Here is a 25,612-nt window from a genome sequence, read left to right on the forward strand (position 1 = left end):
CGGCCGATTCTGTCGGTGCAGGGAGGTCACACAGATGGGCAGCACGCTTCAGGCACAGGCGGCGGTCGCCGGACCGCCGGACCGACGCGTCCCGTCGGTTCCCGGCGCGTCCGACCGGGCAGCCACCGGAGCCGACCCCGATTTCCTGGTGCGCCCTGCCCTCGCGCGGCTGGCGTTGTTCGTCTACGTCACGGCGACCCTCCTGTTCACCCTCACCCAGGGTCTCGTTCTTCAGCGCCAGGCGGTCGTCCCGTGGATGATGGGACTACTCGTCGTCGGGTCTCTCGCCCGGGGCCGGTCCGAGATGCGGGCGCTGCTGCGTGACTGGGGCCTGCTGCTCGGATTCATGCTGGTCTATGTGTTCTCCCAGGGTGTCGCCGACTCGTTGGGGATGCCGCTGCAGGGGGCCGTGCTCGTCGACATCGACCGCGTCGTGGGCTTCGGCGAGGTACCGACGGCCTGGCTCCAGGCCCGCCTCGACGCAACCGGGGAGCCGGCGTGGTGGGAGGTACCGATCGCGGTCGTGTACGTCAGCCACTTCTTCGTCGTCTTCGTCGTCGCCGCCGTCCTGTGGCTCCGGAACCGGAAGCGCTTCAGGCAGTGGCTCGTGCGCCTCGTCACGCTGTCGATGGCGGGAGTCGTGACATACATCGCGTTCCCTGCGATGCCGCCCTGGTACGCGAATGACGAAGGCCTGGTGACCGGTGTGGACCGGATCACCTCGCAGGGGTGGAGCTACCTGGGCCTCGGCTTCGCCCAGGACGTCTTCCAGTGGGGCCATGCGACGCTCAATCCGGTCGCTGCGGTCCCGTCGATGCACGCGGCCTACGCGTTCCTCGTCTTCGTGTTCTTCGCTCCGGGCCGGCACCGCCTGGTCCAGGCAGCCCTGTTCGTCTACGCGGCGATGATGGGCTTCACACTCGTCTACACCGGCGAGCACTGGGTGTTCGACGTTCTGGTCGGTTGGCTCTACGTCGCTGCCACCGTCGTCTTCTGGGATCGTCGGGAACGACGCCTCGCCCCCGACACCACCGCGGGAGCGGAACCGGATCGGGAGCGCGCCGCCGCGGTTCGGTAGCTTCGGAGACGTGCGTATCGTCTCGCTGCTGCCGTCCACCACCGAGATCCTGTTCGCGCTCGGTCGCGGCGACGACGTCGTCGGGGTCACCTTCGAGTGCAACGAACCCGCCGAGGCCCTCACCCGCCGGATCGTGTCTACGAGCGCCCTTCCCGAGGGGCTCACGCCCGGCGAGATCGACCGGATCGTCACGGAGCGGATGAACGCCGGCGAAGACCTCTACCGCCTGGACGCGGGGGCACTCGCGGATCTCGACCCGGACGTGGTCGTCACCCAGGACCTGTGCGCCGTCTGCGCGGTCGACGTGTCGGAGGTCGATGACGCGCTCGCCCATCTCGGGTGCTCGGCGGAAGTCGTCACGATCGACCCGCACCGTCTCGATGACGTGCTGGAGTCCATCCACACCCTCGGGCGGCTCACCGGGGCCGCGGACCGCGCGATCGAACTCGTGGACGGCCTGCGTGAGCGCCTCGACACACTCCGCTCGCGGGTAGCCGGACTGGAGCGGCCGCCGGTCCTCGTCGTGGAATGGACCGACCCGGCGCTCTCCCCCGGGCACTGGCTTCCGGACCTCGTCGAGGCGGCCGGCGGCGAATGCCTGCTCGGTGATCCCGGGGCGAAGTCCCGTCGGGTCGGCTGGGACGAGATCGCCGGCCTCTCACCCGCCGCGGTCGTCATGGCGCCGTGTGGCTACGACCTCACCGGGGCCACGGCCCTCGCCGAGGCCGCGCTCGCCACCGGCCACTGGCCAGCGGGCGTACCGATGTGGGCCGTCGACGCGGACGCGAGCTTCGTTCGACCCGGGCCGCGTCTCATCGACGGGGCGGAGACGCTCGCCGCAATCCTTCACCCCGACCTGGGCCCACCGGACCCGACCCTCGCACACCTGGTCCGGCCCTGAGGCCACGGCCCGTGTCGGCTGCTTCTCCCCCACCCACCGGCCGGACCCTGCAACGCCGCCTTCCCGGTCTGTACCGGCTCCTCCACTACGACAGGGACTGGCTGCGCTTCGACCTCCTCGGCGGGCTGACGGTCGGCGCCATGCTCATCCCTCAGTCCATGGCGTACGCCGAGCTCGCCGACCTTCCTCCTGAGGTCGGTTTCTACGCCGTCCTGGGCGCACTCGTCGTCTACGCGCTGCTCGGCAGCTCCCGCCATCTCGGCGTCGGCCCGGAGCCCGGCACGGCGATCCTGGCGGCGACGGGAATCGCTCCTCTGGCCGAAGGAGATCCGCAGCGGTACCTCACACTGATGGCGGCGCTCGCGCTGCTCGTCGGTGGCATCTGTCTGGTCGCCGCGCTCCTACGGCTCGGCTTCCTCGCCGACCTGCTGTCTCGTCCCGTCCTCATCGGGTACATCACCGGTGTCGGCATCACTCTGCTCAGCAGTCAGCTCGGCAAGGTCACCGGCGTGGGGATCGAGGGCGACAACGCGTTCACCCGCTTCGCGGACCTGGTGTCAGGACTCGACCAGCTCGACCCGGCGACTTTCGCCATGGGTGCATCCTCGCTCGTGGCCATCCTCACCTTGCGGGCGATCCGACCGACGATTCCCGGTGCCCTCGTCGCCGTGGTCGCGGCCACGGCGGCGGCGATCGTCTTCGGGCTCGACGACCACGGCGTCAGCGTCGTCGGCGAGATCCCTTCGGGCCTCCCACCCCTGGGCCTTCCCGACGTCGCCGGCGCGGACCTGGTCGACCTGATTCCGATAGCCCTCGGCGTCGCCCTGGTCGGCTACTCGGACAACGTCCTCACCGCCCGCTCGATCGGAGCCGAGCTCGGCTACCGGATCGACGCGAACCAGGAACTGGTGGCTCTCGGCATGGGGAATCTCTCGAGCGGCCTGTCAGGCGGATTCCCGATCTCGTCGAGTGCCAGCCGGAGCATCGTCCCGGCCTCTCTCGGGACGAGGTCTCAGCTCGTCTCGATCGTCGCCGCCGGCTTCGTCCTGACGACGCTGCTCGTGCTGCGGCCCGTTCTGGCCGACTTTCCCGAAGCCGCTCTCGGGGCCGTGATCATCTCGGCCGCTATCGCCATCATCGACATCCGCGGCCTGCGCGAGCTGTGGTCTCTGGACCGTGCCGAGTTCGGCCTCGCGCTGCTGACGGTCCTCGGCGTGGTCGGCTTCGACGTCCTGCGCGGCGTACTCGTCGCCGTCGGCCTTTCCGCCGTCGTGGCGCTGGGGCGAATGGCCCGGCCACGCGACGCTGTGCTCGGTGGCGCACCCGAACTCGACGGCTGGGTGGCGATGGAGGAGTTCCCCTCGGCACGTCCCCGACCGGGGCTGCTCGTCTACCGCTTCGACGCTCCCCTCTTCTTCGCCAACGCCGAGTGGTTCCGGGGACGGGTCGAACAGGCGCTACTCACCAACCCGGGCGCCGAACGCTGGGTCATCTTCGACCTCGAAGGCGTCGGGTCGATCGACACGACCGCTCTCGAGATCCTGGACCAGCTCGTGGAGGAACTGCTCGCCGCCGGGGTGGTCGTCGTCGGCATCGCCCGTGCGAACTCACGGGCCCGGGCCGCGCTGGAGAACTCACGCCTACTCCAACCCGGCGGGCCCCTGCGCGAGTTCCCCACGATCAACAGCGCAGTCTCGGCGTTCTCCGACGAAGACGAACCATGAGCGCCCGGATCCGTCAAGGGTCAGCCGCGCCGGGCCCTGTCCTCGTTGGGGCCGACACTGTCGGGACACAGCGTCATTGCGCTGCTGGCGATGGCGATGTGGGAGAAGGCCTGCGGGAAGTTGCCGAGCTGTCGCCCGGCGACCGGGTCGTACTCCTCGGCCAGGAGACCGACGTCGTTGCGTAAGCCCAGCAGTCGTTCGTACAGCACCGTTGCCTCGTCGCGGCGTCCCATGACGGCGAGGCACTCCACCAGCCAGAACGAACACAGCAGAAAAGCACCTTCTTCGCCACCGACACCGTCAGCCCCGTCATCGGGCGAATAGCGCAGCACGAACCCGTCGACGGTGAGCTCGCGCTGCACGGCCTCGACCGTCGCGACGACCCTCGGATCGTCCGGCGGCAGGAACCCCACGAGCGGGATCACCAGTGTCGACGCATCGAGGTAGCCACCCCCGTAGGTACGCGTGAACACCCCCCGGTCGTCGAGCGCGTTGGCACACACGTCGTCGTGCACCTCAGCGCGCAGTCGGCGCCACTTCGCCACGTCCCCGTCCAGGCCATGGACTTCGACGGCCTTCACCGCCCGATCGAAGGCGACCCACACCATCACCTTGGAATGGGTGAACTGTTCCCGTCCGCCCCGGACCTCCCAGATACCGTCGTCGGGCTCGGTCCAGTTCCCCTCGAGCCAGTTCAACATCGCCTCCTGCACCCGCCATGCGTTCTCATCGGCGTCGACCCCGTGGAGGCGGGCCTGGTCCAGAGCGTCCATGAGCTCGCCGAACACGTCGAGTTGGAGCTGACCCGCCGCCGCGTTGCCCACCCTCACCGGCCGGGACCCGCAGAAGCCGTCCAGCCAGTCGAGTTCCGCCTCGGGCAGCCGACGTTCACCGGCGAGTCCGTACATGATCTGCAACCTTCCGGGCTCGCCTGCCACCGCGCGCAGGAGCCAGTCGCGCCACGAACGGGCGTCGTCGATGAAACCACCCTTCACGAGCGCCAACAGCGTGAGCGTCGCGTCCCGCAGCCAGCAGTAGCGGTAGTCCCAGTTGCGGGAACCGCCGATCCATTCGGGCAACGAGGTCGTCGCCGCAGCAACGAATGAACCCGTCGGGGCATGCGAGAGACCTCGCAGAACCGTCAACGACTGATGGACATCGTCGCGATACGCGCCCTCATAGCTCAGCTGTGAAGACCAGCCCCTCCACCACGCCTGCGTGCGCGCGAGGGCTTCATCGACGTCGACGGCGGGTGGGATGGCGAGGTGCGACTCGTACCAGGCCAGATCGAAGGACACGCTGTCCCCCGCGACGACACTGAACTCGCCGATGGTCGCGAATCCCTCCCCGTGCGTCGCGACGGGCGCGCGCATGACGAGTGCCTCGGGCCCGGCCACCGCGAGCAAAGCGCCATCGGAACGCGTGACCCACGGGACGATGCTCCCGTAGTCGAAGCGCACCCTCATCTCACTCCGCATCGGGACCGCCCCGCTCCGGCCCTCGACACGCCGCACCAGGCGGTGAACGTCACCGTCGGGCACAAGTGCGTCGACAACCGCGACCACGCCCTCGGGGGTCGAGTGGACCGTCTCGAGGACGAGCGAACCCGCCAGGTAGGTCCGCTCCACGCGGGACTCACCCGCCGGGCGAAGTGACCAGTGGCCGTTGTCCTCGGTCCCGAGCAGCGCTGCGAAACACGCTGCGGAGTCGAAGCGGGGCCAGCACAGCCAGTCGATCGAACCGGCCGATGAGACGAGCGCCGCCGACCGCGAGTCGCTCAGCAGGGCGTAGTCCTCGATACGTCGCACGGACCCAGTCTGGTCGATACCGCCGCGCCGACGGCGGGCTCAGCCGATCCGCACGGCCGAGAGCGGATTGTTGATGCTGCAGGCGAATCCCTGAGCCGCGACGTACCCGGAGATGGATCCCACAGCGTTTCCCGGCGTGTCGAACACGAGGGTGATGGTCAGCGCGACGACGTCGACGTCGGGCGAGGAGAAGTTCAGGGCACCCGTGTAGGTGGCCTGGCTGACCGACACGGACTGGCGGTTGAAGACGGCGGTCTCGGCCTGGCCGCCACCCGAGACGGTGAGGCTCGCCCCACCCGAAGCGACCGCCACGTTCACCGAGACCGGTTCGCTGACCGGGATGTCGAACGTGGTGATGCCACAGTTCGCGACGGACGTGCCGTTGCGGATCTCCCATGTGCCCGAAGCCGGAACGACCTCGCTCGGTGTCGGCGTCGCCGTCGGGGTCGCAGAGGGAGTCGGTGCGGAGGTCGGCGTCGGTGTGGCCGTCGGCGTCGCGCTGGGAGTCGGGGTCGCAGAGGGTGTCGCCGTTGGTGTCGGCGTCGGGGACCCGGCGACCGGTGTCGTCGGTGTCGGTGTCGGTGTCGCCGAAGGCGTCTCGGTCGGAGACGGCGTCGGCGTCGCGGAAGGCGTCGAGGTCGGAGACGGCGTGGAGCTGGGCGATGGCGTGGCCGCCGGTGTGGGCGAGTCGTCGGAATCCCCGTCAGACGATGCGGAACCGTCGTCCGAGTCGGACCCTGTCGCTGTGTCACCACTGTCCGTGCCGGCTGTGTCGCCCGCGTCCGCCGTGGGGGACGCCGATGCGGTCTCGGGGTCCGACGACCCTCCGCCACCACAGCCGGCGGCCACGAGCAGGAGGACTGTGACGACCGAGACGATCAAGCGGGGACGGATATCCATCCGCGAACCGTAACGCCCGACGGCGCACGGCGGAGGTACCTACAGGTCGTGGACGACGGCGAGACGCTGCGATCCGCTCGGCAGCCCGGGCGTTCCCCCCGCGATGGCGTCGGCATCGACCGCGCCGATGTCGCCGGTGGCGAGCGCCCGCCCCGCGATGCGCCCCGTCGTCAGCGCGGATGTGATCTTGGTCCCGCCGAGGCCGATCACCGGGGACAGTCCCCCGATGCAGTCGCCGACGGCGAAGAGCCCCGGTACCGGTCGACCGAAGACGTCGATGACCTGACAGTCCCCGCTGACGCGGAAACCGCCGGCGGGGAAGTTGATGCCCTGCACCATCCGCGAGGCGTGGAACGGTGCCCGGATGATCGGACGCCGACCGGCGGGAAAGACGACGCGCCCGAAGTCGGCGTCGCCCGCCGAGTCGGAGGCGAGCATCGCGTTCCACCTCTCGACGGTCGTTGTCAGGGCCGTCGCCGGGACACCCAACTCGGCGGCGAGATCACCCAGGCTCGGCGCGGTGAGGACCTCGTCGGGCATCTGGTCGACGAGCGCCCGCTTGGCGACGTAGGTCTCGTCGTCGAACACGTACCAGGCGAGTCTCCCGGGCTGATCGGCGAGCGCCTCGACCCGGTCGTCGTAGGGCCCCGCCTCGTCGTGAAATCGGACGCCGTCGCTGTTGACCGCGATCGAGTCCTCCACCAGGGCGGAGCCGACCATCACGAGTGGGGGGATCATCGTCATGTTGACGAGGTCGCCGCCGACGGCCTGGCCCATCACGTGACCGTCGCCACGGTCGGTACCCACACCGAGGTAGGGCGAGTCCGCGAGGTGCGCCGGTTGGTAACGCGCCCGGATCGCGGCGTTCGCCTGGTAGCCGCCGGCCGCGAGGATCACGCCGGATCGTGCGGCCACGGCGAACGGTTCGCCCAGCTCTTCGTCACCGGCATCGCCGGTCACCCCGTGCCGGGGGCGTACCACGACACCACCCACCCGACCGTCGGCGACGATCAGTTCCTGGGCCCGCACATGCGTGTGGACGGTCACGCCTGCCGCCTCGAGCGCCGGGGTGAAACACGTCGTGAACTGGTTGACGTCCACCGAACCCATCATCCGGTCCACCGAGTGCTGTTTCGGGCGGGGGATGAACCGGTCGAACTCGAATCCCAGCTCGGCGAGGAAGTCGAACGTGGCGGCCGACCCCTGTGCGTAGCGCCGGGCGAGGTCGGCATCGAAGATGATCCCGTAGCGGTGGGACTGGCGCTCGATCTCCGCGGTCATGTCGGCCAGATACGCCTCGGGCGAGTCCTCGATGCCCTCGGCGGCCTGCTTCGCGGACCGGGCGAACGCGAGGTATCCCGTCGAACGGGCGGCGTTGCCCCCCACGCGGTCGGTCGCCTCGAGGACCACCACCTCGGCACCCTCGCGCGCTGCGGTCAGTGCCGCGGCACAACCTCCCGGTCCCCCACCGACGACGACGATGTCGGTGGTCGTGGTGACCTCCACCTCGGCGGTGTCGCCGTGGGTGGTCACTGCAGCGACGTCTCCTCGAGTGCCGACGGGAAGTCGCCGCCTGCGATCCAGTTGTCGAATGCCGGTCGTCGATCCGCCGAGACGAGCTCGATCCGTAGACCGAGGGCGCCGATCACGTGGTACGTGAAGCCGAAGGGCTCGCAGCTCTCGTGGTCGTAGGTTGCGAGCCAGGGGTACCCGGCATCGCTGAGCCGGGCCGAATCGGAGATGAGGTCCTCGCTCCAGAACCCGAGGTGGTGCACCCCGTTCGCCGAGGCAGGGTCCCAGATGGTGCCCGGCGAGGCCGCGATGATCTCCCAGTGGGGTGGACCGTTCACCGAGTAGGTCACCCGCATGTCGGTCTTCACGACGCCGTTGGGTTGGCGGACGTCGAAGTCGCGCACGACCGTCGACGCCCACTCGAGCCCCGCCGTCGCCGAGAGCTCGGCGAGCGTGGCGTCGAAGTCGGTCGTCACGATCCCCCAGTGGTAGAACCCCTCGAGCGGCACGAGGCCCTCGAGGGCGGACATGGTCTGTGAGTCAGGCGCCATTGGCGACCCACCCCCCGTCTACGTAGATGGTCTCGCCGGTCACGTAGGACGCGGCGTCGGATAGTAGGAACTCGGCGACCCGGCCGATCTCGGCCGGCTCACCGACGCGACCGAGCGGGACGCGGCTCTGAAGCCAGGCGACCTGGGCCGGATCCACGAGACGCTCCTCGGTCATCGGCGTGCGGATCGGTCCGGGCCCGATGGCGTTCGCCCGCACACCGAGGGGGGCACCCTCGAGCGCTGCGGCCTTGGTCAGCGCGGCGACGGCCCCCTTGGACGCGACGTAGTGGGCCTGGCCGGCGACCGCGATCGTCGCGTTGACCGAGGCGATCGTGACGATCGCTCCGGGGTCACCGGTCGTGTGGCGTCGCAGGTACTCACGGATCGCGAGCCAGGTCCCGACGACGTTGACATCGAGATGGCGACGGAAGTCAGCGGCCGAGGTGTCGACGATGTCGCCACGCGTCCGGATCCCGGCACAGGTCACGAGACCGCGCAACGGTCCCACATCGTCGAGCGCCCGCTCCCATGCGACGTCGTCGGCGACGTCGAGAGCGATCCCTCCGGGCGGCGGATCGAGATCGACCGGGACGGGCTCCCAGCCTTCGGCGGCGAGGACCTCACAGGTTGCGGCCCCGATGCCGGAACCGCCCCCGGTGACGAGTACACGGGCCCCGGCGAACGGGGCCGTCACTAGTCGAGAACCTCGGGCTCGTCGCGCAGGAGGCGGCGCAGCGCTCCGCCCCAGAAGTAGCGGACCGTCATGTTCTTGTTGTTGATGGCGTCCTTGAGCTTGCCCCGCTGCTCAGGGGGCACAGGGACCGCCTTCTGTCCCGACGCCATGGCGTCATAGTTGAGGCGACACATCCGCTCGAAAGTGACGGCGCGGTAGCACGCGAGCTCGAGTTGGTCGGCGAGGATCAACACGCCGTGGTTGGCGAGAATGACCGCTGTCGCCCCGTCGATGGCGTCGGAGAGGTACTGGCCGTCCTTGGCGTTGTCGACGCCGCCGGTGTATTCGTCGAAGAGGCGCACGTCACCGTCGAACATGCACGCCTGCTGGTCGGTGACGTCGGGCGCCACCTTCATGGTGGCGAGCAGCGTCCCGTAGTACGGGTGGTTGTGGATCACGACCTTCGCGTCCGGCTGGTTGCGGTGGATCTCGGTGTGGATCGCCACCGCCGGCGTGACCTCCCAGCGGCCCTCGATCACCTCACCGTCGGCGTCGATGGTCAAGATGTCCGACGCCTGCACCTCGTACCACCACTTGCCGTACGGCGTGCACCACATGGATCCGTCATCGCGGTCGTCACGGACGACGGTGATGTGGCCGGCGACATCGAGCGCGTAGCCCGTCTTGGCCAACATCCGGGCGGTGGCGGCGATCTTCTGTGGCATCGTCAGCTCGGGCACGTCGGGCATCACCCGCGGGAACCCGCTCCCCGACAACGCCTCGTCGAGCTTCCCCATGACTTTCTCCCTGAATTCGTGAGCGTGGGTACCTAGTGTCCCAGATACGACCGGACGAGGTCGTGGGACTTCTTGAGTTCCGCCGACGGACCGGAGATGTCGTTGCGGCCCACCTTCAGCACATAGGTGCGGTCGGAGATCTCGAGAACGCCGGCGTTCTGCTCGACGAGAAGGAAGGTGTTGCCCTCGTCGCGCATCTCGAGCACGAGCTCGAAGAGCTGGTCCACCAGGTTCGGTGCGAGTCCGAAGGAGAGCTCGTCGATCATCAACAACTTGGGTCGGGTGATGATGGCGCGCGCGAGGGCGAGCATCTGCTGCTGCCCGCCGGAAAGCGACGACGCCGCGTCGCCGATCTTCTCGGCGAGAGCCGGCAACAGGTCCATCAGCCGTTCGCGGTCCTTGCGGATGGCGGCGGAACCGTCATGTCGGAGACCGAGACCGAGGTCGAGGTTCTCTCGGACCGAGAGGTTCTGAAAGATGCCCCGGCCCTCGGGCAGATGCCCGAGTCCCCTCGTCGCACGCTTCTCGATGGACATCCCTCCGAGATCCTGTCCATCGAGGCGCGCTGTGCCGGACCAGGTTGGAAGAACACCCGAGACGGTACGCAGGAACGTCGTCTTGCCGGCACCGTTCGCTCCGAGGACCGAGACGATCTCGCCCTCCTCGACCTTCAGCGAGATGCCGTGGAGCACCTCGAGTTGGCCGTAGCCACTGACCAGTTCGTCCACCTCGAGCAGCGCCATCAGTGGTCCCCTCCGTCGTCAGCGAGTAGGTCGACCATCTCGCTGTTGTCGAAACCGGGGCCGAGATAGGCCTCGATGACCGTCGGGTCCGACGTGACCTCCTCGGGCGTCCCCTGGGAGATGATCCGACCGAAGTGCAGCACAGAGATGATCGGGCACAGCGTGGTGACGAGTTCGAGGTCGTGTTCGATGATCACGAGGCAGAGGTCGTCGTCGGTGACGGACTGCGTGATGCCCTTCAACAGGATCGTGACGTCATCGGCACCGAGGCCGGCAGCCGGCTCATCCAGAAGGACCACGCTCGGCTTGCCCAGAAGCGCCCGGGCGACCTCGATGATCTTCTGGTTCCCGAGCGAGAGGTTCCCGGCGAGTTCGTGCGCGTCGTCGGCCAGTCCGAACCGTTCGAGAAGATCCATGCACTCGCGTCGGGCCTCGGTCTCCTCACGGCGCGCTGCGGGCAGCTTGATCAACTCTGCGAAGTGACCCCAGCGGAACCGATGGTGGTAGCCGAGGAGAGCATTCTCGATCACTGTGGCGTCGAGGATCAGCTTCGGTGCCTGGAAGGTCCGCCCGATGCCGCGGGCGACCCGGGCGGTCTGCGAGAGACCGTTGATCGACTTGCCTTCGAGGCGGACCTCACCCTGGCTCGGGTTCACGAAGCCGGAGATGACATTGAAGATGGTCGTCTTGCCTGCACCGTTCGGGCCGATGAGTCCGTTGAAGCCCGGGCCGAACTCGAGGTTCACGCCTTCGAGGACGCGGTTGCCGCCGAAGGCGACGTGCATGTCGGTGAGGGACAGCGATGAAGTGGTCACAGCAATGCCCTCATTCGCTTGCGCAGATCCTGGATGTAGCGACTCTCACGGAGCCTGCTCGGCAGGGATGCGAAGCCCCCCGGGAGCATCAGAACCGCGAGCATCAGCGCGATGCCGAACATGAGAATGCGCAACTCCTCGACGTCCTGGAGCTTCTCGCGGATGTAGACGAAGAAGAAAGCGCCGATCAATGGTCCCCAAAGCCGGGAGACTCCGCCGATGATCAGGATCACCAGGAGGAACACGAGGAGACGCGTCTTGAACGTGCCCGGGTTGATGAAGGTGGCGTTCTGCGCGAACAACGCGCCGCCCATCGAGGCGGTGAAGGCCGACAGCCCGAACGCGATCAGCTTGTAGCGCGTCGACGAAATGCCGATCGGCCCTGTCGCGATCTCGATGTCACGGACCGACTTGAGCGTCCGACCCAGCCGGCCGCGGCTCAGGATCACGAAGCAGATGTAGGTGAACACCAGAGCCCCGTAGCTCATCCAGAAGACGGTCCGGGTGTTCGTCCCACCGCCGAGCCGGAACAGCTCGAGCGTCTTGCCCGTGCCGCCCCCGGTGTCCAGCCAGCCGGCCACCTCGTCGTCGAGCTCGATGAGCTTCACGATCAGCTCGCCGAACGCCAGGGTGGCGATGGCGAGGAAGAAGCCCTTCAGCCTTGCCGCCGGGAAGGCGAAGATGACACCGATGATCGCCGCGACGGCCGCGATGATGAAGAACGCCGCGAAGAACGGCACACCGTCCTCGAACAGCACCCCCGTGCCGTAGCCCCCGAGGGCGAACAGACCGGCGATGGCGAGGCCGAGTTGGCCCGAGTAGCCGACCAGGAGATTGAAGCCCATGGCCGCGACCGTGTAGGCGAAGACGAAGGCGAGGTTTCCCTTGCCGAAGTCCGTGTCGTGGGGGAAGACCTGGGTCCAGTCGAGCAGCGGGTAGACGGCACTGAGCCCCAGGAAGATGAACAGTGCAAGGGTCGCGCTGGGCTCGGCCCACCGCTTCAACCCGGACGGCCGCGGCTTGTAGAGCGGTCGTCCCCCGGCACCGGACGATGAACTGGATTCGACGGCGGTCACTTCACACCTCCCGAAGCTTGGCCTGGGTGGTGAACCCACCGGGCTTGATCAACAGGACGAGTACCACCGCCAGCAATGCGACCGTCGGCTGCACACTCGTGTCGATCTGAGCGCCGGCGACCGCTTCACCGACCCCGATGACGAGACCACCGATGAAGGTGCCTGGTAGCGACACGAAGCCGCCGAGCACCGCGGCGATGAAGCCCTTCAGGATCAGGCCCTCGGCTGAACCGAGCTGCAGGATCGTCGAGGAGGTGTGCAGGGTCATCGCGATTCCTGCGATGAGACCACCGAGCGCCCACGCCGACACCGACACCCAGCCGGCGTTTATGCCGAGCATCCGCGCCGTGGTGCCGTCCTCGGCGATGGCACGCATGCGCGTACCCCACTTCGTGCGGAAGAACCCGCCGACGCCGAATGCGATCACGAGACCGGCGGCGATGGTGATGATCTGGTCCCAGCCCACCCGGGTGTCGCCGATGAGGACGTTGTCGCCGGACCAGGGTGCCCGGAAACCGCGGGGCGTGGCCCCCCAGATCAACTCGATCGCGGCCTGGAGGACGAAGTTGAGCCCGATGGTCAACAAGAGCAGGGGGAAGTGGTCGACCCGGGCCAGCGGCTTGACCCACTTGCGCAGGGCGAAGAAAACCCCAACCGTCGTTATCAGCCCGAACAGGATGGCTATCGCTATGTGGAAGCCCTCGTCAGCGACGGGGAACCAGTCGAAGAATGAGGGGAGACCCTCGTTCTCCACGAAGGTGATGCTCTGCCACAACATGAACGCCGCACCGGCGATCGCGAGCGGGACGTTGGACAGTCCGGTGAGCGGACGGATGAGCAGATACTGGATGAGGGCGCCGAACAACGCCCCGAAGATGATCCCGACGAGAACGGCCCAACCGAAGGGCCATCCCTCGCCGCCCTTGGACGGCTCCTCCCACAGGTACCAGGTGAGGTAGGCCGCGACGAGCCCCATCTCACCCATGGCGAAGTTGGGTACGTCCGTCGACTTCATGATCACGACGATCGCCAGCCCCAACAGGCTGTATCCACTACCCGCCTCGAGTCCCGCGACGATTTCCTGAAACACCGCTCCCCCTCCTGAGCCAGACGGTCATCGGTGGGGCGGGGGTCCGAGGACCCCCGCCCCACCGCTAGGAACTCAGGTGATCAGCCCTCGTTGGGCGGCGTCGACGGTCGGATCTGAACCCACGACTCGGTCTCGGCGTCGTACTCGGCAATCGCTGCGCCCGAGGCGCACGAGTGACCGCCGGGCAGCGGGCCGCAGGCGACGAGCGGGATGGCCCCGTACTCGAGCGGGTCGTCCTGGAGGGACTCGGCGGTGGCGTGGAAGTTCTCGTAGGTGTAGTTGCCGTCGAGACGATCAACGACCTCGAGGAACGCCCGGGTGTAGTAGTAGGTCTGCAGGCTGAAGTTGTTCTGCGCGGAGGCCGCACCCTCACCGTCGTAGGCCTCGGCGAGTGCACGCCAGGCGTTGACCGGCTCGGAATCGGTGGTGGGCAGCGACTGCTGCAGCGTGCCCAGGAAGCCGTCGGCCGCCTCGGGGGTGGCTGCGCCGACGGTGTTGGGACCGCCGGTGCCGCCGCCGCCGTTGTCGGCGCACATCAGACCCTCGTACCCGGCCTCGTTGAGCTGATCCAGCATCAGGGCGTTCTGGGCGTTGTCGACGCCGGTGATGATGCCGCCGGGCTCTGCGTCGAGCACCGACAGGACTGCCGGGGCGACGTTGGTCGAGAGGACCTCGACGGACTCCTGAGCGACGATCTCCATGCCGTTGATCGGCGCCTGGGTCTCGATCGCAGCAACGGCCTCTTCACCGAGCTCGTTGTCCTGCCCGATGGACGCCACGCGGGTCACGCCCTGCTCGGCGAAGTAGTCGATGCAGACCCGGAGCTGTTCGGTACGGGTCGGACCGAGCAGGTAGACCTCCTGGATGTCGGAGTCAGCCGGAGAAACCGGGCCCCACATGATCACGCCGGAGCTCCGCAGGAACTCGTAGGTGCCGGGGATGGCCTGTGAACCGGCCGGGGAGGTCAGCGCCCAGACCTCTTCCTGGTCGATGAGGCGTCGCACGTTGGATACGAGCGTCTCCACCTCGAAACGGTCATCGAGGAACTCGAACTCGAACATGCAGCCGTCGATGCCGCCGTTGGCGTTCACCTCGGCGAGAGCGATCTCGATGCCGGCCCGGAGGCCCTCACCGGCGACCGCTGCGACACCCGTGAACGGCAGGGTGGTGCCGAGCTGGATCGTGCCGGCTTCCTTGTCGATGCCGCGCATGTCGCCTTCGGTGTTCTCACCGCAGGTCATCGGGGCGGAGCCGTCGTCACCACCGTCATCGGCGGCGGCACCGTCATCACCACCGTCATCGGCGGCGGCACCGTCATCACCACCATCGTCGGCGGCGGCACCGTCGTCGGCGGCGGCACCGTCATCACCGCCGTCATCGGCGGCGGCACCGTCATCACCGCCGTCATCGGCGGCGGCACCGTCATCACCCGACGCGGTGTCGTCGTCGTCCCCGCACGCGGCCGCAATCATTGCGAACGCAAGGAACAGAGCAAGTACGAGGCGCAACTTGCGCATGGATTTCCCCCTCATTGGTCGGTCGCGCGAACCCCCGGTCCGCGCATCGCGATCGCCGACCGTACCCCACCGACCCGGCGACCGCCAAACACCCGTTTGATTCCGCTCTTGACTTCGCCACCGCGATCCGCACCGACCTCGCGCGGCGCCTCGTCCGACGGATCGGGTCAGATGGCGACGGTCGGACCGTAGAGCGCTTCGAGCCCCCGCAGCGCTGCTCGCTGGCGGGCCAGGACCTGCACGATCGCCGCCCTCACCGCGGCCCGATGTTCGGCGAAACTCCCGTCGACCTCGACGGTCCGCACCCGATCGTCGAGGGGCCCGGCCGGCACGCCGGCGCTGTCGAGCAGCCCGACGAGACCCACGTCGTAGTCCTCCCCGAGGCGCTCCGCCGCGGACTCGAGCAACGGCCCGGCTATCCGCACCATCCGGTCGCTGCGGCGGTCCTCGAGGTGCCCGGCGACCTCCGCCCTCAGGAACTCGGCGACACCGCGCATGGTCTCGGCCGGCAGCGGTCGCGGCTCGAGACCCGTGATCTCAGGAGGCGTCACCGCCCCGGACTCGACCTCGACAGCGGAGACGTCGAGACCCCAGGCGGCCCGCACGGCCCGGCACGTGCTCGCCGTGGTGAGCGCCTGGCCGAGTCCGGCGACGTTAGGGTTGGGGCTGCGGCCCTCGACGAACGCGCGGACACCGCCGAGGTTCATGGTGGAACGTGAGACGTGCGCGAGGACCTCGTACCAGGCCAGCAGGTCCCTGTCGACGGGAACGCCGGACTCCGCCTCGTAGGCGGCGACCACGCGCTCCGGGTCGAGAATCCCCAGACACGACCAGACAGCGCCACCGAGGTCGTCGAGGCGGTGACCCCACCGTGTCAGCTCCCAGTCCAGCAGTGCGGTGATCCGCCCGTCGGCGACGAGGAAGTTGTGCGGACCGGGATCACCCCACTGCAGCACGGGCTCGTCGGCGACGACCGGGACGTTGGTCTCCAACCAGCCGAGCAGCGCGGTGATGACGACGTTGGGGCCCGGTGGCTCCGTGGTGTAGCGCTCGATCGCCGCGGCGAGCTCGGCCCGGGTCGCCTCCGCGGTGTCCGCCGGGCGGGGCGGCCCTCCGTCCACATGGCCCGGCGCCGTGGCGTGCAGTCGGGCGAGCAGCCGCCCGAAGTCGTCGGCCACGGCGGCGTTGGTGTCGGGGTCGCCGAGACCGAGCGGCCTGCCGTCGAGACGGTCCATCACGAAGTACGCCCGTTCGAGTTCACCGCCGGCCCCGTCGAACCAGTGCACGGTCGGCACCGGGAGGTCCGTGGCGGCGAGCGCCTTCAGGACCGCGAACTCCGCCGCCCGGTCGGTCCATTCGAGCGTTCCACCGACGGCGGTGCGCCGCAGCACGAACTCACGCCCGTCGGTGAGCGTGACGAACCACGTCTCCTGCCCGTTGCCGACGGGACCCCGCCGGGCACCTTCGACGGTTGCATCGTCACCGAGGTTGGCGCGGAACACCGGCGTGAGGACCTCAGGGGTGAGCCCGCCGTCGCCGGGGGTCTTCGCGGCCGGGGCTGCAGGCCGCGGCTCCGCGGCGAGCAGGTGGTCGAGCGCCGCGGCCCGCCCGGCACGGACCTCGAGGTTGCGCATGCCGTGGGGATCGACGAGACGGTCGAGAACCTCGAGGACCTCATCGGGGGGATCGTCGAGGACCGGTGCGGTGGACGCATCCACGACCGCGAAGCCGGTTGCGGCGACGACCTCGTCGGGGTCCACACCCGCCCGCAGCCCCGCGACGACGACAGTGCCGTCCTCGCGCCATTCCAGCTCGGCGAGTTCGGTGACGAGGGCGACGAGACCTTCGCCCGAGGTCGCCACCGGGGCGCGGTCTCGCCGGGTGCGCCCGGCTGCGGTGACGTAATCGACGGCCTCCACCAGGAAACGCGTCGAGTGACCGATGCGGTAGCCCACGAGCCGCCCGACGAGCGACGCGGTGTCCGCCAGGGCGAGCGGGCCGGGAAGGACGATGTCGGCTGCGTCGGGGCGGACGATGCGCGAGGCGTTGATGTCGCCGCTGCGGTCGACCTGCGCGGGCGAGACGAACTGGAGGGTCACCCCGCCGCGTTGGATCAGGTCCAGGATCTCGGACTGGCCGAGAACGCCGTCGGCGAGGCGTGCCGCCACACCTCCGTCGGCGAGGCTCGTCGCGAGGTCATGGGTGTCGGGCCGCACGATCGTGCCGAACAGGACGGTCATGTCCGGGTGGAGCACCTCGCGGGCGACGAGTGCCGCCGCCGCAGCCACCGGGGTGCCGACCCCGACGACCACCACGTCGTCGGCACGGCAGCGTTGTGCAAGCGACCAGATCACCCTCTCGGCGGGACCGACGGTGCTCATGCATCCACCCCTGCCACGAGTGCGGCGAGGCCCGTCGCACCGCCGCCCGGGTCGGCGAGGTATGCGCTGATCCCGGCCAGGTCGGCGCCGTAGCAGCCCGGCACCTCGGTGGGCCGGGCGCCGCCGGGGGCCAGGACCACCGCGTCGACGTCGTGGGCGAACAGCAGCGGCCGCCCACCGGCGCGCACGCGGGCCTCGGAGCTGTCGACGATCTCCTCGACGGAGACGACGACGGTTCCCGACGCCCGGGCGAGCACGGCATCGGCGTCGTGGAGGAAGTCGTCGTCCGCGCCGACCACCAGACCGTCGGCGGTCGCGGCCCGTGCGTGCAGGAGCGTCACGTCCGGGCGGATCGCGGGGACCGCCCATACGGCCTCACCTGTGTAGGGGCAGGCGACGGTCTCGATCCCGAGGTCGGCGCTCACATCGGAGCCGGCCGCTCCCCGGCTGGGCCAGAACGGGAGGCCCGCTCCGGCGGCGCGCAGGCCGCCGACGATGTGGGTCTCGCTGACGAAGCGCGCCGTCACCGACCCGCCGGACACGGACGCCTGCCACGCGGGGGCGAAGCCGAGTTGTTCGAATCCGACGTAGCCGGTGGTGGCCGAGCGCACGCAGCCCGCCGCGACGAGGTACTCGACGTCGACCGAGCCGAGGAACGCGACGAGGTCGAGGTCGCTGCGTCCTGCCTCCGCCAGCGCCGCGACGAGCGCCATGGGCTTGCGCCGCAGCAGGATCCCCCCGATACCGACGGACGCGCCGTCCGCCACCAGCGCCGCCGCCTCACCGAGTGGCACGACCTTGTCAGCCATCGGCGTCGTCGGCCTTGCGCTTCGCGTACATGCCGGTCCGGAGCAGTTCGAGTTCCCGGTCGAGGTTCCCGCGGAGGAGGTCGTCGAGCATCGCCTTCACCTCGGGGCGGCGGGCGACATCGGTCCCCTGGAGCGCGGCGACGGCCACGAGATGCCCGCGGCGGGCGACCGCTATCTCCTCGCCGGACGCCGAGGGGTTCACCTCGTCCACGGCGGCGCCGGCGGCCGTCAGGACCTCACGGGCCGCGGCGATGTCGGCCAGCATCGGCTCGCGCCGCCACTCGACGCGCGTGGCCAGGTTGTTGACGAGCTCGACCGCGGCCATCACCTGGGACTTCGCGTAAGGGTCCGCCACGTGGGGGGCCACGTCCTCTGAGAGCGAACGGGCGATGCCCTCGAAGATCCGGTCGAGTGAGTTCTGCACGTTGGTCCTCTCAGATCCCGAGTTCTGTGGCCAGGGTGCGCAGCACATAGTTCACCTGGTGCCCCATCGCGGCGAGGCGCAGGTCGTCGAACGTCCCGTCCTCGTAGACCGCGGCCGCCCGCAGGTGCGGTACGGCGGCCTGGATGTGGTTGGCGACGGTCCACCAGTCGAAGACCGCGGGGTCCACGGCGTGACCACTGTGCTTCTCGTAGGTGGCGAGGAAGTCATCCCGCTCGAGCATGTGCGAGAAGAGGGGCGACCGACCACGGAACAGCGGCAGCCCCGCGTAGGCGAGGTCGGCGACCGGGTCCCCGATGCGGCTGAGTTCCCAGTCGAACACGGCGACCACCCGCCCGTCGCGCACCATGAAGTTCCCGATCCGGTAGTCGCCGTGGACGAGGGTGACCCGGCCCGACAGCGTCATCGACTCACGGCACCAGGCGAACGCCTCACGCACCAGCGGGACCTCCACGAGCGCGCTCGCCACGTACATCTCCTCGAGGTCGTCCAAGAAGGCGGCGGTCGCTGCCGCGCAGTCGACACCGAGGTCACCTCCGGGGGCGAGGAACCCGAGGTCGGCCGTGACGGGGTCGATCGCGTGGATGCGTGCGAGGACCGCAACGAAGTCCTCCCCGAGCGCGCGCCGCGCCTCGGGGGTGGGGAACCACTGCGGATCCTTCCCGCTCCACTGGGCGGGCACACCACCCTCGACGCGTTCCATCACGTAGAAGGGCATGCCCAGGATCGACGTGTCCGTCTCGAGGGCGACGAGGCCGGCCATGGGCACGTCGGAATGGTCGACCACCGCCCGGTGCAGGCGGTACTGACCCTCGATGTCGTAGGGCGCGAGCAGACCGTCCTCCGGTTCTCGCCGCACCGCGTAGCCGGCTGTCCCGCCCGGCCAGGTGACCGTCATCGTCCACGTCTGCCACGACCACCCCTCGGCGTGGCGGCGCACGTCGGTGAGTTCCACCGCCTCGGTGGCAGCGCCGTGCAGCGACGCGAACCACTGCGTGAGCGCCGCGACGACCTCGTTGTTGGACGGGACGCTCACTGGCGACCCATGCGGTCGGCGATACCGGGGCCCTCGGCGTACTTGCCCACCTCGAGCAGGCCGTTGCCCGACTCACCGGATGTCTCGTCGGTGAAGCGACAGAAGATCACGCAGTCCTGATACACCATCGTCCGGTCGCCGCTGCGGGCGTTGAGGTAGAGCTTCGCCAGCGCATCGGACAGGTGCGCGGTGATGACGTGGGTGTCCCCGGCGACGGTCGTCACCGTGTAACGCGCGTCACGCTCGAAGGAACCGAAGGGCTCCTCGGGGTCGTCGAGCCAGTAGGGGTCGTCCGCGACCACGTGGGAGACGGGTTCGTTTCCGGCGGCGCTGGAGACAAACCCACCGAACTTCTCGTCGGGGTAGAAGGCCTCGAGCATCGCCGAGCCCTGGACGTAGCGGTCGGCGAAGTTGGCGCACAGCCAGTGGTGCCTACGGAAGCAGAAGTCGTTGCGCCAGCCCCATGAGTGGTCGCGCATCCCCAGTCCGCTGATGGCGATGGTCTCACCCGCCCGTGCCCCCTTGCGAGGCGTGATCGTGCCCTCGAAGGCGAGCGACTGCTCGTAGTGGTTGAAGGGGAAGACCGACAGGCCGATGGGTCCCAGCGGCGAGGTGCCCGGCGGCTTCGGGCCGTCGGCGAAGTCGAACGGCTCGAATCGCCCGGTGAAGACGAGGTCCATGGCACCGTCTTCGCCCTCGTGGCGCAGGCTGAAGCGCTTCTTCGGTTCGAGCACCTCGAAGGTGGTGGAACCGTCGGTGACGGGGCGCATGTCGTCGAGCGTCGCACCGATCGGGTGGCGGTTCACCGAGCGGATCCGCACATCGGGGCCCTGGGCCTTCGCCGTGAAGATGCCCTCGCCGTCGGCGGGTCGCATCGAGAAGTGGAACATCACAGCGACGGACTCGTCGAGGTCCAGACCCTCGATCACCCAGTTCTCCTTCCAGATCAGGTCGGAGACCGCGGGGACGGAATGGGGGTAGTCGGCGTCGGGGGCTACGGGCATCTCGGGGACTCCTGGGTGGTCCGGTGGCCTCGGCGTTTGCTAGTACACAACCACACGTCCGCCGTTCCGGGCGAAAAGGAGATTCGGTGCGACTGAACCGCTGGGACGACCTCCCCTTCCACCAGACCGCCGAGCCTCTCGGCCAGCCTCAGACATCTGACACCCATTTCAACGACGGTTACTACTTCTCGTTCTACAAGCCCGGGATCCACGTCTTCATGGGTCTGCGGCTGTCGCCGAATACGAACGTGATGGACGGATACGCCGGAATGGTGATCCATTCCCGGGGCGAGCAGCGCAACCAGCGGCTCAGCCGGGCCCTGCGTCCCCACTTCGACGTCCTGGAGCTCGGGCCCCTGTCGGTGGAGATCCTCGAGCCGATGCGGCGCCAGCGGATCGCGCTGACCAACTCCGACATCGGGCTGAACTTCGACGTGACGATCGTCGCGACCGGCGACCCTCACGTGGAGCACGGCCACCGTCAGTACCGGTACGGCAAGCTCCTCAACGACCTCATCCGCTACACCCAGACCGGACGTGCGTCGGGGCTGATGCGCATCGACGACGACCAGATCCTCGTCGACGGGTGGCACGCCTGCCGCGATCACAGCTGGGGTCTGCGTTCGACGATGGGCCCGTACATCCCGATCAAGGGGATCCCGGGGACCGACGACGCCGAGCCCGATCGGCGCGCCATCCGCATCTGGATCCCATTCGAGGTGGACGGCATGTCCGGGTTCTTCCACACCCACGAGGACGCGGCCGGCAGGACCCTCGACTTCGAGGGGCGCATCGACCCGGCGAAGGGTGACCCGATCCTGCTCGCTTCCTGCGAGCACGAGTTCGAGTACCACCCGGGCACGCGTCGGCTCAAGGGGGGCACGTTCACCCTGATCGACCACGACGGGAACCGGCGCACGTTCACGTTCACGTCGGTGTGCTATCCCGCTCACCCCCAGGGGTTCGGCTACACCCGGGGTTGGAACGACGGCGGCGGGCTCGGCGTATGGCGGGGCGAGGCGTACACCGAGCACGAACGCTTCAAGGTGGACGACAACCTCCACAAGGCCGCTCCCGAGCGCATCCCTGCCGATCGTCGCCTCGGCGGCACCGAGTTCGTGTGCGACCTGACCGGCCCCGGCGGCGAGAAGGGCATGGCCCACGTCGAGCACATGATCTACGGCGCCTATGAGCCTTCCGGCTTCGAGTGAGGGATGACGACCCCATGAGCGGCGACGCACCGATCATCCGCTACGACCACCTCGGCCTGGCCGTGCGCTCCATCGAAAAGGGCCTGGTGCTGTACCGCGACACCTTCGGCGGCGTGTTCGTCGCCGGCGGCGACGACATGCGTCTCGGGATGCGCACGGTCCAGCTGAAGTTGCCCGGCGACCTCAAGATCGAACTCCTCCAGCCGCTCGACGAGAACTCGCACATGGCGGCGTTCCTCGAACGTCACGGTGAGGGGTTCCACCACGCCACGGTCTTCGTCCCCGACGTCGAAGTCATGATCGAGAAGCTGACCGCCAACGGTTTCGAACTCGTCGACACGGACCTCTCGGCGGCGACGTGGCGGGAGACGTTCGTGCGCCCGAAGTCCGGGTTCGGGTGCCTGCTCCAGATCGTCGATTCCACCCTCGACTGGCTCAGCCCGCACCCGACGTGCACCCTCGAAGGGGTCCTCGCCGGCCAGTGGCGGTGGTGGGGGAACAGGACGTGGCACATCGACGACCTTCCCGACGACTACGACGAAACCCGCTCTGACGTGTACATGCCCAAGACGCCTCGGACGGGGTGAACGATGACCGCGCCTGACAACGCCAGCCTCTACGACGGGGACTGGATCCTCTCGTCGGTTCTCGCCGACCGCGCGAACCGCCTCGGCGACCGGGTCTTCATCCACACCACCGACGCGACCATCACCTACGGGGGACTCGCTGAGCGCGCCGGACGTTTCGCTGCGGGCCTCGCAGCGCTCGGGGTCAGGCGCGGAGACCGCGTCGCGACGATGCTCGAACCCACTCCGGAGTACCTGACCACCTGGTTCGGCATCTCGTGGGCCGGTGCCGTCGACGTCCCCATCAACACCGAGTTCAAGGGGAGCTTCCTCGCCCACGTCCTGCGCGAGTCCGGTGCCGAGGTGCTCGTGATCGACGCCCGTTGGCTGGACCGCCTCGAGGTGTTCGACATCGACACGTTGCGCGACGTCGTCGTCGTGGGCGAACCGCTCGACCCACCGGGACGTCTGAGGGGGCACCCGTTCGCGCAGGTTTCGGCGTCGGATCCGATGTCGTCGCCGGTCTCACGGACCGAACGTGACCTCGTCTACATCATGTACACCTCGGGGACCACCGGCCCGTCCAAGGGCGTGATGCTCCCCAACCGCACCGCGCTGTTCAACGCCCGGTCGTGGATCGACATCCTCGAGCTCACCGACCGCGACGTCGCCTACTCGATGTTCCCCATCTTCCATGTGACGGCCCGATCCGCTGTCATCACGTCGACGATGTGGGCCGGCGGAAGCGTCGCCCTCCGCAACGGCTTCTCGCTGTCGGGTTTCTGGGACGACATCCGTTCCGCCGGCGCCACCTGGTTCGGCTACATGGGCGCCATCATCCACCTGCTCCACGCGGCGGACCCCCGCCCCGACGACGCCGACAATCCGTGCCGCATCGCCTTCGGCGCCGCGGCCCCTCCGGGGATCATCGACTCCTTCGAGCAGAGATTCGCGATGGAGCTGATCGAGACGTACGGGTCGACCGAGCTCGGTCCGGCATCGGCGCCCACTCCGGGGACCTCCAAGCGGGGAACCATGGGCCGTGTCCTGCCGCAGTACGAGATCCAGATCCAGGACCCCGCCACCGGCGAGCCGGTGCCCGCGGGTGTCGACGGCGAGATCTGCGCCCGTCCGCGCGAGCGGGGCGCACTGTTCGCCGGCTACTGGGAACGTCTGGACGCAACGGTGGACGCGTTCCGGGACCTGTGGTTCCACACCGGCGACCGCGGCCACCTCGACCACGAGGGCTACCTCGTGTTCGTGGACCGGCTGAAGGACTCGATGCGCCGCCGGGGCGAGAACATCTCCTCGTTCGAGGTGGAGCGTGCCGTCCAGGAACACCCGTCGGTTCTGGAGGCCGCGGCCTACGCGGTGCCGTCCGAGCTGACCGAGGACGAGGTGATGATCTCGGTCGTCGCCAAGCCGGACGCCGCCATCGACCCGACCGAGCTCTTCGAGTTCTGCGTTGCGCGGATCCCCCGTTTCGCGGTGCCGACGTACCTGCGCCTCACCGACGACCTGCCGAAGACCCCGAGCCAGCGCATCCAGAAGTTCAAGCTCCGGGAGCTCGGCGTGACCGACGACACGTTCGACCGACGCGAGCTGGGCGTCGAGGTACCGCGGTCGTGACAGACTGAGCTTCCGGGCCCAACACGCGGTTCCGGTTTCGAGGTTCCCCGCTGTTCCTGACCCCCGAGGAGCACCCGATGACCGCCACCGGGCCGACCGATGGTTCCTTGCGGCGTGAGCTGACCCTGCGCGACGCGGTCGTGCTCGGTCTCGGGTCGATGATCGGCGCCGGGATCTTCGCCGCCTTCGGTCCGGCGGCGGAGGCCGCGGGGTCCTGGATGCTGCTGAGTCTCGTGATCGCCGGGTTCGTGGCGTTCTGCAACGCCACCTCGTCGGCGTCGTTGGCGGCTCTGTACCCCGAGAGCGGGGGCACCTACGTTTACGGCCGCCAGCGCCTCGGTGACCTGTGGGGGTATCTCGCAGGCTGGGCGTTCGTCGTCGGCAAGACGGCGAGCTGCGCGGCGATGGCGCTGACGTTCGGCACCTACGTTGCGCCCGATCACGCCCGCTGGCCCGCCGTCGCCGTCGCGGTCCTACTGACCGTCGTCAACCTGGCCGGAGTCCGCAAGACCGCCCAGTTGACGATGGCGATCGTTGCGGTGGTCGGTTCCGTGCTCGCGCTCGTCGTGGTCGCCGGCCTCGGTGGGGGCACCGCCGATGCGGACCGCATCACCGACACGGGGCTGGACTGGGGCGTGGTCGAGGGTGCGGGGATCCTGTTCTTCGCGTTCGCCGGCTACGCCCGGATCGCCACCCTCGGCGAGGAGGTCCATGACCCGGCCAGGACGATCCCCAGGGCGATCATCGGCGCTCTTCTGGCAGCGCTCGCGATCTACGCGGTCGTCGCCGTGACGGCGCTGCTCGCGGTGGGGTGGGAGGTCCTCGCGCGTTCGGATGCCCCCCTCGCCGCAGTGGCCGACGCGGGCGACCTCGACGCTCTCACACCGATCGTGCGCATCGGCGGCGGTGTCGCCGCGGCCGGTGTGCTCCTGTCGCTGCTGGCCGGTGTCACCCGGACGTCGTTCGCCATGGCACGCAACCGGCACCTCCCCACCCGGCTCGCGTCGGTCAGCGACCGCACCGGCATCCCGGACCTGGCACAGGCGCTCGTCGGGGTCGCGGTCGCCGTCGTGGTCGCCCTAGTGGACCTGCGTGAGGCCATCGGCTTCAGTTCATTCGGGGTGCTGCTCTACTACGCGCTCGCCAACGCGTCGGCGGTGACGCTCGGGCCTGGTGAACGGCGTTTCCCGTGGTGGTTGTCGGTGGCGGGCGTCGGCGGGTGCCTGCTGCTCGCGTTCTCCCTTCCGACGGCGTCGGTTGTCATCGGCTCATCCGTCGTCGGCGCGGGTGCGGTCGTGTGGTTCGTGACGACGCGCATCGTCGAACCGGTCCCTGTGCGAAGAGACTGA

24 protein-coding genes are annotated in these 25,612 nt (G+C 68.9%); 8 read left to right on the plus strand and 16 right to left on the minus strand.

Annotated features, from left to right (window positions below):
- Positions 1-34: 34 nt before the first annotated feature.
- The 3 genes from RIE08_04665 to sulP are packed head-to-tail and all read left to right on the plus strand — an operon-like array spanning position 35 to position 3,703.
- On the plus strand, positions 35-1,078 hold the full coding sequence (locus RIE08_04665; protein MEQ8716883.1) for a phosphatase PAP2 family protein: 1,044 nt from the start codon (positions 35-37) through the stop codon (positions 1,076-1,078).
- Between the two features lie 10 nt (positions 1,079-1,088).
- Entirely contained in the window at positions 1,089-1,979 is an 891-nt protein-coding gene (locus tag RIE08_04670) for an ABC transporter substrate-binding protein (protein ID MEQ8716884.1), read from the plus strand.
- A gap of 11 nt (positions 1,980-1,990) precedes the next feature.
- The gene (sulP, locus tag RIE08_04675; protein ID MEQ8716885.1) at positions 1,991-3,703 is read left to right on the plus strand and encodes a sulfate permease; all 1,713 of its coding nucleotides are present in this window, start codon (positions 1,991-1,993) and stop codon (positions 3,701-3,703) included.
- A gap of 20 nt (positions 3,704-3,723) precedes the next feature.
- On the opposite strand, the gene RIE08_04680 is transcribed toward sulP, so the two are convergent.
- A complete protein-coding gene (locus tag RIE08_04680) occupies positions 3,724-5,511 on the minus strand; it encodes a glycoside hydrolase family 15 protein (protein ID MEQ8716886.1) in 1,788 nt (595 codons plus the stop codon).
- 39 nt (positions 5,512-5,550) lie between these two features.
- Positions 5,551-5,823 (minus strand): hypothetical protein, encoded by a 273-nt coding sequence (locus RIE08_04685; GenBank protein MEQ8716887.1) that lies wholly within the window; start codon positions 5,821-5,823, stop codon positions 5,551-5,553.
- Positions 5,824-5,851: 28 nt separating this feature from the next.
- Between RIE08_04685 and RIE08_04690 the strand changes: the two genes are divergently transcribed.
- A complete protein-coding gene (locus RIE08_04690; protein MEQ8716888.1) occupies positions 5,852-6,424 on the plus strand; it encodes a hypothetical protein in 573 nt (190 codons plus the stop codon).
- 26 nt (positions 6,425-6,450) lie between these two features.
- Here RIE08_04690 and RIE08_04695 read toward each other — a convergent pair whose 3' ends face one another.
- From RIE08_04695 to RIE08_04760, 14 genes are all read right to left on the minus strand, one after another.
- Complete coding sequence (locus tag RIE08_04695; GenBank protein MEQ8716889.1) at positions 6,451-7,944, minus strand: FAD-dependent oxidoreductase; 1,494 nt, start codon at positions 7,942-7,944, stop codon at positions 6,451-6,453.
- Positions 7,941-8,474, minus strand: a complete 534-nt coding sequence (locus RIE08_04700) for a VOC family protein (GenBank protein MEQ8716890.1) — start codon at positions 8,472-8,474, stop codon at positions 7,941-7,943. Before RIE08_04700 ends, RIE08_04695 begins: the two co-directional genes overlap by 4 nt.
- Positions 8,464-9,168, minus strand: coding sequence for an SDR family oxidoreductase (locus tag RIE08_04705; protein MEQ8716891.1), 705 nt, complete (start codon positions 9,166-9,168; stop codon positions 8,464-8,466). Before RIE08_04705 ends, RIE08_04700 begins: the two co-directional genes overlap by 11 nt.
- The gene (locus tag RIE08_04710; protein ID MEQ8716892.1) at positions 9,168-9,944 is read right to left on the minus strand and encodes a class II aldolase/adducin family protein; all 777 of its coding nucleotides are present in this window, start codon (positions 9,942-9,944) and stop codon (positions 9,168-9,170) included. The genes RIE08_04705 and RIE08_04710 overlap by 1 nt, the downstream gene beginning before the upstream one ends.
- 32 nt (positions 9,945-9,976) lie before the next feature.
- The gene (locus RIE08_04715) at positions 9,977-10,687 is read right to left on the minus strand and encodes an ABC transporter ATP-binding protein (protein MEQ8716893.1); all 711 of its coding nucleotides are present in this window, start codon (positions 10,685-10,687) and stop codon (positions 9,977-9,979) included.
- Positions 10,687-11,502 (minus strand): ABC transporter ATP-binding protein, encoded by an 816-nt coding sequence (locus RIE08_04720; GenBank protein ID MEQ8716894.1) that lies wholly within the window; start codon positions 11,500-11,502, stop codon positions 10,687-10,689. The genes RIE08_04715 and RIE08_04720 overlap by 1 nt, the downstream gene beginning before the upstream one ends.
- Positions 11,499-12,578, minus strand: coding sequence for a branched-chain amino acid ABC transporter permease (locus RIE08_04725; GenBank protein MEQ8716895.1), 1,080 nt, complete (start codon positions 12,576-12,578; stop codon positions 11,499-11,501). Before RIE08_04725 ends, RIE08_04720 begins: the two co-directional genes overlap by 4 nt.
- Before the next feature lies 1 nt (position 12,579).
- Positions 12,580-13,668: a branched-chain amino acid ABC transporter permease gene (locus RIE08_04730; protein ID MEQ8716896.1), complete on the minus strand. Its 1,089-nt coding sequence runs from the start codon at positions 13,666-13,668 to the stop codon at positions 12,580-12,582.
- 80 nt (positions 13,669-13,748) lie between these two features.
- A complete protein-coding gene (locus RIE08_04735; GenBank protein ID MEQ8716897.1) occupies positions 13,749-15,185 on the minus strand; it encodes an ABC transporter substrate-binding protein in 1,437 nt (478 codons plus the stop codon).
- A gap of 167 nt (positions 15,186-15,352) precedes the next feature.
- On the minus strand, positions 15,353-17,566 hold the full coding sequence (locus RIE08_04740; GenBank protein ID MEQ8716898.1) for a phosphotransferase: 2,214 nt from the start codon (positions 17,564-17,566) through the stop codon (positions 15,353-15,355).
- A complete protein-coding gene (locus RIE08_04745; protein ID MEQ8716899.1) occupies positions 17,563-18,375 on the minus strand; it encodes a CoA-transferase in 813 nt (270 codons plus the stop codon). The genes RIE08_04740 and RIE08_04745 overlap by 4 nt, the downstream gene beginning before the upstream one ends.
- Complete coding sequence (locus RIE08_04750) at positions 18,368-18,799, minus strand: hypothetical protein (GenBank protein ID MEQ8716900.1); 432 nt, start codon at positions 18,797-18,799, stop codon at positions 18,368-18,370. The genes RIE08_04745 and RIE08_04750 overlap by 8 nt, the downstream gene beginning before the upstream one ends.
- Before the next feature lie 10 nt (positions 18,800-18,809).
- Positions 18,810-19,853: a phosphotransferase family protein gene (locus RIE08_04755; protein ID MEQ8716901.1), complete on the minus strand. Its 1,044-nt coding sequence runs from the start codon at positions 19,851-19,853 to the stop codon at positions 18,810-18,812.
- Positions 19,850-20,857: a hypothetical protein gene (locus RIE08_04760; protein MEQ8716902.1), complete on the minus strand. Its 1,008-nt coding sequence runs from the start codon at positions 20,855-20,857 to the stop codon at positions 19,850-19,852. Before RIE08_04760 ends, RIE08_04755 begins: the two co-directional genes overlap by 4 nt.
- 86 nt (positions 20,858-20,943) lie before the next feature.
- Between RIE08_04760 and RIE08_04765 the strand changes: the two genes are divergently transcribed.
- The 4 genes from RIE08_04765 (at position 20,944) to RIE08_04780 (ending at position 25,612) form a co-directional block, all read left to right on the plus strand.
- Positions 20,944-22,068, plus strand: a complete 1,125-nt coding sequence (locus RIE08_04765) for a hypothetical protein (protein ID MEQ8716903.1) — start codon at positions 20,944-20,946, stop codon at positions 22,066-22,068.
- Positions 22,069-22,082: 14 nt separating this feature from the next.
- On the plus strand, positions 22,083-22,655 hold the full coding sequence (locus RIE08_04770; protein ID MEQ8716904.1) for a VOC family protein: 573 nt from the start codon (positions 22,083-22,085) through the stop codon (positions 22,653-22,655).
- A 3-nt stretch (positions 22,656-22,658) separates the two neighbouring features.
- Positions 22,659-24,263, plus strand: a complete 1,605-nt coding sequence (locus RIE08_04775) for an AMP-binding protein (GenBank protein ID MEQ8716905.1) — start codon at positions 22,659-22,661, stop codon at positions 24,261-24,263.
- Between the two features lie 77 nt (positions 24,264-24,340).
- Positions 24,341-25,612, plus strand: coding sequence for an APC family permease (locus tag RIE08_04780; GenBank protein MEQ8716906.1), 1,272 nt, complete (start codon positions 24,341-24,343; stop codon positions 25,610-25,612).

This window comes from Acidimicrobiales bacterium (assembly GCA_040219085.1).
GTDB lineage: Bacteria > Actinomycetota > Acidimicrobiia > Acidimicrobiales > JAVJTC01 > JAVJTC01.